At 34.0% G+C, this 10,045-nt stretch carries 15 protein-coding genes; 9 read left to right on the top strand and 6 right to left on the bottom strand.

Going from position 1 to position 10,045, the window contains the following annotated elements:
• The 7 genes from ACJMLZ_RS08000 to ACJMLZ_RS07970 form a co-directional block, all read left to right on the top strand.
• On the top strand, positions 1–310 hold a 310-nt coding region (locus ACJMLZ_RS08000; RefSeq protein ID WP_405305102.1), incomplete at its 5' end, for a 5,10-methenyltetrahydromethanopterin hydrogenase family protein.
• Between the two features lie 116 nt (positions 311–426).
• A complete protein-coding gene (hmdB, locus tag ACJMLZ_RS07995) occupies positions 427–1,425 on the top strand; it encodes a 5,10-methenyltetrahydromethanopterin hydrogenase cofactor biosynthesis protein HmdB (protein ID WP_405305101.1) in 999 nt (332 codons plus the stop codon).
• 24 nt (positions 1,426–1,449) lie between these two features.
• Complete coding sequence (locus ACJMLZ_RS07990) at positions 1,450–1,932, top strand: DUF3236 domain-containing protein (RefSeq protein WP_405305100.1); 483 nt, start codon at positions 1,450–1,452, stop codon at positions 1,930–1,932.
• Between the two features lie 3 nt (positions 1,933–1,935).
• A complete protein-coding gene (locus ACJMLZ_RS07985) occupies positions 1,936–2,721 on the top strand; it encodes an SAM-dependent methyltransferase HcgC family protein (RefSeq protein ID WP_405305099.1) in 786 nt (261 codons plus the stop codon).
• Entirely contained in the window at positions 2,722–3,420 is a 699-nt protein-coding gene (locus ACJMLZ_RS07980; RefSeq protein ID WP_405305098.1) for a Nif3-like dinuclear metal center hexameric protein, read from the top strand.
• Between the two features lie 4 nt (positions 3,421–3,424).
• Positions 3,425–4,090: a hypothetical protein gene (locus ACJMLZ_RS07975; RefSeq protein WP_405305097.1), complete on the top strand. Its 666-nt coding sequence runs from the start codon at positions 3,425–3,427 to the stop codon at positions 4,088–4,090.
• On the top strand, positions 4,068–4,631 hold the full coding sequence (locus ACJMLZ_RS07970) for a FeGP cofactor biosynthesis protein HcgF family protein (RefSeq protein ID WP_405305096.1): 564 nt from the start codon (positions 4,068–4,070) through the stop codon (positions 4,629–4,631). The genes ACJMLZ_RS07975 and ACJMLZ_RS07970 overlap by 23 nt, the downstream gene beginning before the upstream one ends.
• On the opposite strand, the gene ACJMLZ_RS07965 is transcribed toward ACJMLZ_RS07970, so the two are convergent.
• The 5 genes from ACJMLZ_RS07965 to ACJMLZ_RS07945 form a co-directional block, all read right to left on the bottom strand.
• Entirely contained in the window at positions 4,628–5,005 is a 378-nt protein-coding gene (locus ACJMLZ_RS07965; protein WP_405305095.1) for a putative zinc-binding protein, read from the bottom strand. The genes ACJMLZ_RS07970 and ACJMLZ_RS07965 overlap by 4 nt on opposite strands.
• Positions 4,998–5,747: a 4Fe-4S binding protein gene (locus ACJMLZ_RS07960; protein ID WP_405305094.1), complete on the bottom strand. Its 750-nt coding sequence runs from the start codon at positions 5,745–5,747 to the stop codon at positions 4,998–5,000. Before ACJMLZ_RS07960 ends, ACJMLZ_RS07965 begins: the two co-directional genes overlap by 8 nt.
• Positions 5,744–6,916 carry a pyridoxal phosphate-dependent aminotransferase gene (locus tag ACJMLZ_RS07955; RefSeq protein WP_405305093.1) on the bottom strand — a complete coding sequence of 391 codons (1,173 nt, stop codon included), beginning with the start codon at positions 6,914–6,916 and terminating at the stop codon, positions 5,744–5,746. Before ACJMLZ_RS07955 ends, ACJMLZ_RS07960 begins: the two co-directional genes overlap by 4 nt.
• 59 nt (positions 6,917–6,975) lie before the next feature.
• Complete coding sequence (radB, locus tag ACJMLZ_RS07950) at positions 6,976–7,680, bottom strand: DNA repair and recombination protein RadB (protein WP_405305092.1); 705 nt, start codon at positions 7,678–7,680, stop codon at positions 6,976–6,978.
• Positions 7,681–7,747: 67 nt separating this feature from the next.
• Positions 7,748–8,332, bottom strand: coding sequence for an L-threonylcarbamoyladenylate synthase (locus tag ACJMLZ_RS07945; protein WP_405305091.1), 585 nt, complete (start codon positions 8,330–8,332; stop codon positions 7,748–7,750).
• A gap of 46 nt (positions 8,333–8,378) precedes the next feature.
• On the opposite strand from ACJMLZ_RS07945, the gene pgsA reads away from it, so the two are divergent.
• Together pgsA and ACJMLZ_RS07935 are read left to right on the top strand one after the other, a co-directional pair.
• Entirely contained in the window at positions 8,379–8,948 is a 570-nt protein-coding gene (gene pgsA / locus ACJMLZ_RS07940; RefSeq protein WP_405305090.1) for an archaetidylinositol phosphate synthase, read from the top strand.
• Positions 8,941–9,183: a DUF357 domain-containing protein gene (locus ACJMLZ_RS07935; protein WP_116592543.1), complete on the top strand. Its 243-nt coding sequence runs from the start codon at positions 8,941–8,943 to the stop codon at positions 9,181–9,183. The genes pgsA and ACJMLZ_RS07935 overlap by 8 nt, the downstream gene beginning before the upstream one ends.
• A 158-nt stretch (positions 9,184–9,341) precedes the next feature.
• On the opposite strand, the gene ACJMLZ_RS07930 is transcribed toward ACJMLZ_RS07935, so the two are convergent.
• A complete protein-coding gene (locus ACJMLZ_RS07930; RefSeq protein ID WP_405305089.1) occupies positions 9,342–10,040 on the bottom strand; it encodes an ABC transporter ATP-binding protein in 699 nt (232 codons plus the stop codon).
• Positions 10,041–10,045 lie beyond the last annotated feature (5 nt).

The raw sequence follows: 10,045 nt of genomic DNA, 5'->3' as shown, positions 1-10,045 counted from the left end.
CACCCTACCAGCAAACATGGTTGGACCAGTATGTGACATGTGTTCCGCAGTAACCGCAATTACCTACGCAGGTATCTTAGCTTACAGAGACACCGTAACCCAAATCTTAGGCGCACCTGCAGGATTCGCACAAAGCATGGCATTCGAATCATTATCTAACGTTACCCAATTAATGCAAGATGAAGGAATAGACAAGATAGATGAAGCTTTAAACCCAGCTGCATTATTAGGTACCGCAGACTCAATGAACTTCGGATCCCTATCAGAGCTTGTGCCTACCATGCTCGATTACTTGGGAAAAGAAGAATAAGTTAAAATGTTGGAGTAACTCCAACAATTTATTAACTTATTTTTTAATTGTTATGAAAAATAGCCATTAAAAAATAAGTTAAGTTTTAGATTAATATTATATAAGCTGGTGTAAAATTGATTGATGAAATTTTAAATAAAGCAGAACAAGGACAAGAATTAAGTGATGAGGAATTTTTAGAATTGTTAAATATCGAGAACGATGAAGATTTAGAAAAATTGTTCAAGGTAGCTTGCGATATAAGAGACAATCAATCAAAAGTGATTAAATTAACATCTACTGTCCATCTTACAAATAAATGTCAAATCCAACCTAGATGCGAATATTGTGGATTTGCAGAAGAAACTTCCGAAAAAGGATATTACAATGCATTTTATAAATCCAATGATGAAATCATAACTGCAGTAAAATCCATTCAAGAAGCCCATATTCCACGCGTAAGTTGTTCTGGAGGATACGGATATAAAGGAAAACAGGCTGTGAACGCATGTAGAATTGTAAAAGGATACTCTGATTTAGAAATTCTTGTAAATGTTGGTGGAGATTTGACTGAAAGATCAGTTCAAGAATTAGCAGAATTAGGTGCTGATACAATCTGTTGCAATCTAGAAACCATAAATGAAGATGTTTTCTATCAAAGAAAACCTGGAGACTCACTTGACCAAAGAATACTTACATGTAAAAGAGTGAGTGATGCCGGTGTTGGATTATCTTCAGGATTGCTTTTAGGCCTTGGCGAAAGTAAACAAGATAGGATAAAACATTTGCGTTACTTATCCAATTTTAAAACATTAGAAGAAATTCCAATAATGGGTTTCAATCCATATGAAGGCACACCGATGGCAAATTGGCCGGCATTTCCACTAAAAGAACAATTGAAAATGGTTGCAATTACTAGAATAATGTATCCAGAAATCACTATTACAATGCCAACCCCAACAGTGGGGCCTGAAAATGTTGAATTTTCACTTAAAGCCGGTGCAAACAATTTAGCAACTGTAATTGCGGATAATTATCCTCATGAAGTTAAAGGAGTTGGTTCTCCGGAATATGGTAATTATACCGAGGTTGTCAATGTTATTGAAAAATTAGATTTGATACCTCAAACTATTTAATCTTTTTTTAAAAAATATGATACCATGGCTTTTGAAAATATGATAAGAAATGCATTTGAAGAATCTAGAAACAACTGTAGATTCGGAGATACTCTTGAAGAAATCAAAGAGATTCAGGAGTATATAAAAAATGCTGAAAAGATATGCATCCCCAATAAAAATGGAATTAAAGTTGAAGTTTTAAATAATGTATTGAAAGAATATGGGCTGCCTGAAGCTCAAATACTTCAAATTGATACAAATACTGCCGATACAAGTAGGATTCCCGCCCTTGCAAAGGCGTATATTGCACTTGATCAAAGCGATGCTGATTTAATAATAGCAAGAGGTCGTTTAGGAATCCCCGGTTCTGGATCATTGCTTATTTTTATTGATAACAAAGGAAGGATTTTGACTGCTGGAACTTCCGCATCACATGCAGTCCATAAAAAATCAATTGAAGAAGCAGTTTACAAAGAAGCTTGCGAAGCTCTTGAAAAGATTGGTTTTGAAAAAACAGAAGGTTGAATAATGAATATCGATACTGGAATAACATCTGAAGTATTCACAATTAAGTCTGAAACTAAATTAGTTGATATCTTCAATGAAATTATTTCAAAAAAATCTGAAGCCGTTTTTAATTATATTGAAAGCCTGAATATTGGCATCGACACCAAAATAGTTGTTATCGGCACTTATTTTACAGGTGTCGGAATTGTTAAAAAATTAAGCCAAAAATATGAAAATATCATACTGATTGACATCTACCCCCACCTTGAAGAAATGTTGTATACCAGTTTAGGTGGAGAGTTGAAAAATAAAGTGGAATTTTCATCAAATATCGATTTAATTTATTCAGGAGACATTGTTATTGACACAACCGGTTTTGGTGGCATTGATGTTGAGAAATCATCCAAATTTGATGTTGAATCATTTATTATAGAAGATCCCATAGCAGAAGATAATGATGAACTTTTAAAAAATAAGAATAACATACATGATAGATTAGATGTTGTCACTTCCCCAAACAAAGCCATTATAAAAACCAAAGGCATTAACACAAAAACTTCCGGAACAATGACATTAACAATTGGCATTTTAACAAATTTATTAGATAAGTTTCTTGAAAAGGAAGGAGTACTTTATTGTGCTTGTGAGATGGGATTTTTTGAAGAGGTTATTTTTAAAGAAAAAAATATTGCAAAGTTTATTGAACTAACAAACACGAATGCTTTTAAAATATCAACAATCAATCCTTTTGATTTAGATGAACTAATCACAGAAGAGATAAACAAAATAAATTCAGAAATGATTTAAATGAAGCTTGAAGAAATAATTGAATTTATAGATGAAAAAATACCTGAATCATTAGCCCTAGACTCTGATGAAGTTGGTTTTAAAAAAGATTATGACTTGAGTCAAGAGATAGCTACAATTAAAATTTATATGGATTTATTGCTGGAAGATGATAAAAGCTATGAAAATACATTGATTATAACTCACCATCCTCCCGCTTTTATTCCAAAAACGCCAACTTACACAATACATTCAAATTGGGACATATTTAATGGAGGCGCCAATGATGCACTTGCAAAAACCCTAAATCTAGAAGTTATTGACTATTTTGACATCCCCACTCGTATCGGACGGGTTTGCAGGTCAAATCAAAAATTTGGCGAATTGAAAAAAACTATTTTAGAAAATTTTACCGGTGCAAGAATCGTGAATAATTTGAATGATGAAAAGATTATTAAAGATGTTGGAATCATATCAGGATTTGGCCTAAAAAATCCTGAATATATAACCCTTGCAAAAAATAGAAATTTGGATATCTTAATTTCAGGAGACCTGACTCATCAAACTGCTATCCTAGCTAAAAACTTGAAAATTACACTAATTGACTTAAACCATCATGAAAGCGAAGTTCCAGGATTGCATGCTATTAAAAACCTACTAAAAGAACTTAACGTTAACATAGAAATTATTGACAGAAAACCAATAGAACAACTAAAGTGATAACATGGCGGATGAAATTCAAAAAATGGAAGACCAACGACTACCAAAAGGAAGAATTGACTTAATTGGATGCGGAAGATTAGGTTTAAGAATAGCAATAAACTTAATGCAAGTCCACAGAGGAGGGCCTAAAATAATTGGTGCATTTGATGGACAAACAATCGATGGTGGAGATGTGATATTTACGCTTTATGGAGCTGAAGTGGGTCAAAACAAACCAGATTTTATAAAACAGCTTTGCACCCACAATGAAGAATTCAGAAACATTATAAGCTATCCTGAATATATTGATGATGAAAATATCGATTTAATTGAAGGGGATGTAGTAATTATTGTTATTGCTGGAGGAGATACAATACCTACTGCATCTAAAATAATAGAACATGCCCACAAAAGAGGAGCAAAGACAATTGGAACTGCTGGAATATTCGGATTTGGTAATGAAAATATTGAAATAAAAGACATTTCAGAGTATGATGAGTCAAATCCTGCTGTTGAAGAGCTAAGAAAACAAGGCATAACCGAAAATCATTTAATTTTAACAACAAATAAATTAATTAGGGATAACGAACCTGTAACACCATACACTTTAGATGAAGTTGCAAAAATCATTACAATGAATGCATTGAAGTTATTGAGAGATCAAAATGATAAAAATAGCAACGGCTGAATGCTTTACACATGGAAAAATTGGAAGAGAACTGCATGCCCTAGCCCAAAATTACGAAGGCGACTTTGGAAGGGATTATATAAAAAATCTTCAGGATTATGGTGATTTTGATTATAATGAAATCAGTGTAACATGCAGCCTATTTATTCCAACTATAGAAGCTGTTGAGAAGATATTAAATGTTAAAAATCCTCCCAAACCTAACAAACTAATAAAGGGCATTAAAGTTTATGATGAACAAGGAGACAAACTTGTAAGTAGAATTATGGCCCGAGCAGTGAAAGATTTAAGTGAATGCGATATAGCTATTGGAACTACTGCGGGAATTGGACATGGCGGGATAAGCATAATTACCAACGAATATGAAATTACAACTACCACAAATGTTTATGCGGATTTATGTGAAAATAATAGTGAAAAATTATTTCAACGATCAGAAGAAGGCATTAAAAAAACATTAGAAATAATATTGCTCCTTTTAAATAACAAATTTGATAAAATAGAATTGCTAGAAAATATTGAAATTAGAAAGATAGCTTAAATATTTTCTAATTCTTTTAAAATGTATTTTTTTAAGACTTTAACGGCTTTTTCACCATCATCGTCAAGCCTTACTGAGTCAAGAGGATTTAAATCATATGCCTTAACGACAGCATCAGCGGCAATGTTCTTAATCGGATTTATATCCTTTTCATTTAATATGACTGAAGCGCAGTCATCACTGCAGCCTGTTATGGAAACGATTTTTGCATCATCCAGAATCGGTGAACAGTTGTTAGGCTGTGCTGAATATTCAGTGATGCATGCCGCAACAATATTTTCCTCTTCCAGAGCCAACTCTACACTGGCTGCCCTTACTACCAAACCCAATGGGCTCAATCCACTGCATGAAACCAAAGCTATTTTTTCACTCATTTTCTCGCCTCTTCTGCATTCTTAAATATCTCTTATAAACCTTATCATAGCCCCTCTTATAAAATGGGCATCTCAAAAGACAGTCATTGCAGCCTTCCCTATGGGCGGTGCAGACCTTTCTTAAAACTTTCTCATTTTCATCAAAAGCGTTTTCAGGACATCTTTCAATGCACACCCCACATGTGGAACAGAAATCCGGAACCCACAGCATGTCATTTACGCTTTTAAACGGCAAATTGTCAATTGAAGTGTGAATCATGAAAAATCCGTTATGAATTCCATCTTTAAACAGGCACATGTTGCTTCTTGTGATGACACAGTCATTAGACTGGAGCGCTATTGCCCTTAAACTTAAATTGTCATCCAAAGGATGAATCAAATCAGCTTGAAATCCGTTTTTTCGCAAAAAATCAGCAAATTCAAAAACATGTGCGCCATATTCCTGAAATTCAATATCCATCAACTTGCATTTGTCTTTGGATGAATCCATTTTGATTATATCATCACCCATCAAAAACTTAAAAATCAATACATTATCAATATCAATGTCAAAATCCGCTTTAAACTCATCAGACAGTTTGGAATAGCTGATTCCAGAAAAATTATATTCTTTAGCCAATTCGAGCAATTCAATCAGCAAATCATCTGAAATTTCCCGTTTGGGATTATCAGGATTTTCAACTTTATAAAAATTAGGAAGAGGTTTGTGGTATCTAAACCCCTCAAAACTCGCATCAATCATTTTCTTAAAGCTTCAACAGCTTTTGGGAACTCTTCACAGAATACTTTGATTTCTTCTGTTGGAATTGAAAAGCTTATACGCAAGTATCTGTCTCCAAATTCCTCTGAAGTGTATTCCCCTTCTCTTGTGAACAGTTTCTTCTCAATCAAATAATTTGACATTACCTTAGGATTGATGCCCGCACCGGACAAGTCAATTACCATCATATTTGCATCTGACGGATAAACCGGCAGGAACACTCCTTCAATCGGTTCAATCATTTCGCTGATTAGTCTTTGGTTTTCAAAACAGGTTTCCCTCATTTCTTCAAACCATTCAGATTTTGATTTGAGGCCTTCTATAGCACCGTATTGTGAGATAATGTTAACACCCAAATCATTGATCACAGCATTTTTAATTGCATCGATAATCGGTTTTGATGATATTACACCACCAATCCTCAGACCTGCCATTCCAAATATTTTGGAAAAGCTGTATATTGTTAAAGTTTGACCCGGAGCATAGTTTTCCACCAAAAAGTGCTCGCGTGCGAAATCCTTGTAAGTAACATCATGTAATAAGTATAAGTCATTTTCCTTTGCAATTTCGGCAAATTCCTTTAATTCGTCTTCTGTGTATGAGGAACCTAATGGATTTAAAGGATCAATTAAAATTACCATTCGAGTATTTTCATCCATGTTTTCTTTTAAAATCTTTGGAGTTAGTTTATAGTTATTTTCTTCATAGTAAATCGGAACATACCTCACTTCGCCTGCAAAACGATTTGCAAAGTCTCCGATAATGAAGTAACCAGGATCTGATAAAATCACATTGTCCTCAGGTTCTAAAAGCGCTTGCATACATAAATACAGTGACTCTGTTGCGCCTGAAGTCAGTAGAACTTCCAAATCTTTGAAATCCAAATCATCTAAAATCAGTTGTTTAAGTTCACTGAATCCTTCTGGGGCAGGATATCTGCAATATGTCTTTTCCCTAACTGCATCAACCATGGCATCGGCTATGGTGTCGCCATGTAAATGATTTGTATTTTGACCCATCCAAATCATGTCTTTATCCATATACATATCTTCAAAAAAGTCATTTGCACATTCATAACCTTCCGGAGGCACCCTTTCAGTTTTTTGAAACTTCTTTTTTGGGTTTTTAATATCAAAATCCTTATCCCTCATAAATATCACACACAAAAATTCCAAAATTAATATTTATATTTAATTATTAATAAAATTACCTAAACAATACCATTTGAAGTAATTGAAAAAGTGGCTTTTTTGCCTTCGGGAATACTTCTATGGCGAATAAGTGTGGCAACCCTCTGATTAATCTCATCACCACGCTCCAATTGAAGTATAATCTTACACCAGTATTGTAAGATAGTTCCGCCTACAGCACGAATATCATTATTTCCTTCATCATCAAAAGCACTGTATATCTGATTTGTTAAAACGACTGCAATGTCATAAGTTCTTGCAATTTTAGATAATATTCCCATCTGTTTTCCCAGTTCTTTATTTAATTTAGTGGATTTCATATCATCCACCCTATATAAAGCAACAGCAGAGTCTAAAACCAACAAATCAACATTTTCATGGTTTTTTCTAAGCCATACTTCTATTGACTTTAAATTATCATTCTGTTCTAAAAAACTAGTCGGTTCAAAAACAATTATGTTATTAGCCACCCTCGGAAAATCAGCGCCTGAAATTTGTTTGATTCTGTCGATTGAAATTCCTCCTTCAGTATCAATGTAAATTACTTTTTTGTTATTTTTAGCCACATTAACGGATAAAGTTAAAGTAACATTACTTTTACCGGAACTTGGAGGCCCAAAAATCTCAGTAACTGTACCTTTCTCAAACCCTCCGCCCAATAGTGCATCCAGGGAGGAATTAGATAAGATTTTATGATTATCCTCAAAATTAGCTAATACTTTCATGAAAATATATTGTTTTTTATATAATATAAAATTATTATCAAATCGTATTTTTAGAATTTAGAAATAATTATCTTCTAACAATTTTGGGATTATCCCTATCAATGTAATCTATGATGATTGATGGCCTTCTTGATTTAACAGGACCAACATCAATAACCAAATCCACATCACAATCGAGCTGTTCTAAAATTTCATCAGGATTGGATAAAACCTCCTTATCCGACAGATTGGCACTGGTAGTGGTTATTGGAAATATGCTTGCTAAACGGCAGGCAATTTCATTATCAGGAACCCTGACTCCAACAAAAGAAGATCCGCTTGTAACAACTCTCGGCACCAACATGCTTTTTTCTAAAATAAATGTGTAAGGACCGGGAAGATAATTATTTATTACCTCCCTTTGATTTAGGGAAACTTTTGCAACCAGATCAATTGCATTTACATCCGAAACCAATATTGAAAGCGGCTTCAATAAACTTCTTTGTTTTATCTCAAAAACCCTTTTTACGGCATTATCATCAAAAATATTTGCTCCCAATCCATAAACAGTGTCCGTAGGATATAGGATTACACCCCCATTAGCTAAAACATCAATGGCTTTGCCGACAATATTTTCATCTACTGCATCAATACTGGTTTTCAATATTTCCATTTTTATTACCTAACAATTATATTAGATAAGATATTTAATATAAATTATGCTTCAAAGTCTAAGACCACTTTTAACAAAAATACTAAACCCGCTTGCAAGAAATTTGAACATCAATCCAAATATCGTTACAGTAATATCCCCATTCGTTGCAGTTATTGCAGCATATGGATTTGCAAATCATTTACTGATATTGGGAACAGTGGCAATTTTATTTTCAGGATTTTTGGATGTTGTTGACGGTGCTGTTGCAAGATATCATGATAAAGCATCCAAATTTGGTGCATTTCTTGACTCTACAATGGACAGATTTGCAGATGCGATAATCTACATTGGAATAATATTTGGCGGATACTGTGATTGGTTTGTTGGCATCTTAGCAATCCATTCTGCAATTTGTGTAAGCTATGTAAGGGCAAGAGCAGAATCACAAGGCGTTGATTGCAATGTTGGAATTGCCGAAAGAGCAGTACGTATGATTATACTGATGATTGGAGCATTAATCGGATATTTCGCAGGAGATATCTACTTTACCTATATTATTTACATATTAGTAGTCTTATCTTACTTTACTGTAGCTCAGAGAATATTACATGTTTGGAGGAAGTTGAATGACTGAACTTGAAAGTCCCGAAAAAATAGCTAAAGATATTGCAAAATTGGAAAGAAACCTCAATCAAGTAGCACATATTGAATTTGTCGGCAAAGAAAAGGAAGTTTATGACAGAGCTATTGATTACTGGAACGATTCCAAATATTATTTAGAAAAAGAAGATATGAGGACTGCATTCGGTTGTATAGAATACAGTCATGGGCTTTTAGATGCTTTGAGGATGATTCATGGAATCATCTAATATTTGCTTTTAATTCCTTGATTCTGAAAATTGGCAAATCAGCCCTATTATGAACATATTCCCTCAGATATTTGAACTAAACAATATCAAATGTGCCAATAATGCACAGCCCTCATCATAAATATTAATATTTAATAAAAAAAATAAAGGATGATGATTTAAACATCAATCTTACTGTTGATTAATGAATCATCACCTGCAGATACAATCTCACCATCCAAAACTTCAATAACCCTATCTGCAAGTTTGGCCACATCCATATCATGAGTGACAATAATTAATGTTACATTTTTATCTTCGTGCAAATCGATTAGTTGCTTAAGGATTTTGCTACTTGTCTTGGAATCTAGTGATCCTGTGGGTTCATCTGCCAATATTATTGAAGGATTATTTGCAAGCGCCCGGGCAATTGCTACCCTTTGACGTTCACCGCCGGATAGCTTATTAGGCAAAATGTCTGCCTTGTCCTTGAGTCCGACATCATCCAATAATTTCAATGCACGGTCTTTCATCTCCCCTGAAGACATCTTCTGAGTATACATTGGAATTTCGATGTTTTCACGAACGGAAATGTTTGGGATTAAATTATGCAATTGGAAAATAAATCCAATCTCCTTAGACCGGAATTCATTTAACTTTTTATCACTGCTCAAATCCCTTCCAGCCACATTGATTACACCTGAATCCGGAACATCCAAAGCGCCAAGCATGTTTAAAAGTGTGGATTTGCCTGAACCTGACGGCCCGATTATTGATACGAATTCCCCGTCTTCAATTGTGAGGTTTATACCATTCAATGCCTTGATCTTTCCATCCTCATAGCTTTTATACAAACCTTTTATTTCTACCGCATTCATCGTAT

The organism is Methanobrevibacter sp. (assembly GCF_045126245.1).
Taxonomy (GTDB): domain Archaea; phylum Methanobacteriota; class Methanobacteria; order Methanobacteriales; family Methanobacteriaceae; genus Methanocatella.
This window is presented reverse-complemented; position numbering and strand designations above follow the sequence as displayed.

Excerpts from the sequence above, each read along its gene's own strand:
- ACJMLZ_RS07935 (WP_116592543.1), top strand. The coding sequence starts at position 8,941 with ATGACTGAACTTGAAAGTCCCGAAAAAATAGCTAAAGATATTGCAAAA.
- ACJMLZ_RS07960 (WP_405305094.1), bottom strand. The coding sequence starts at position 5,747 with ATGATTGATGCGAGTTTTGAGGGGTTTAGATACCACAAACCTCTTCCT.
- ACJMLZ_RS07980 (WP_405305098.1), top strand. The coding sequence starts at position 2,722 with ATGAAGCTTGAAGAAATAATTGAATTTATAGATGAAAAAATACCTGAA.
- pgsA (WP_405305090.1), top strand. The coding sequence starts at position 8,379 with ATGCTTCAAAGTCTAAGACCACTTTTAACAAAAATACTAAACCCGCTT.
- ACJMLZ_RS07970 (WP_405305096.1), top strand. The coding sequence starts at position 4,068 with ATGATAAAAATAGCAACGGCTGAATGCTTTACACATGGAAAAATTGGA.
- ACJMLZ_RS07955 (WP_405305093.1), bottom strand. The coding sequence starts at position 6,916 with ATGAGGGATAAGGATTTTGATATTAAAAACCCAAAAAAGAAGTTTCAA.
- ACJMLZ_RS07990 (WP_405305100.1), top strand. The coding sequence starts at position 1,450 with ATGGCTTTTGAAAATATGATAAGAAATGCATTTGAAGAATCTAGAAAC.
- ACJMLZ_RS07945 (WP_405305091.1), bottom strand. The coding sequence starts at position 8,332 with ATGGAAATATTGAAAACCAGTATTGATGCAGTAGATGAAAATATTGTC.
- ACJMLZ_RS07985 (WP_405305099.1), top strand. The coding sequence starts at position 1,936 with ATGAATATCGATACTGGAATAACATCTGAAGTATTCACAATTAAGTCT.
- ACJMLZ_RS07930 (WP_405305089.1), bottom strand. The coding sequence starts at position 10,040 with ATGAATGCGGTAGAAATAAAAGGTTTGTATAAAAGCTATGAGGATGGA.
- radB (WP_405305092.1), bottom strand. The coding sequence starts at position 7,680 with ATGAAAGTATTAGCTAATTTTGAGGATAATCATAAAATCTTATCTAAT.
- ACJMLZ_RS07965 (WP_405305095.1), bottom strand. The coding sequence starts at position 5,005 with ATGAGTGAAAAAATAGCTTTGGTTTCATGCAGTGGATTGAGCCCATTG.
- ACJMLZ_RS07975 (WP_405305097.1), top strand. The coding sequence starts at position 3,425 with ATGGCGGATGAAATTCAAAAAATGGAAGACCAACGACTACCAAAAGGA.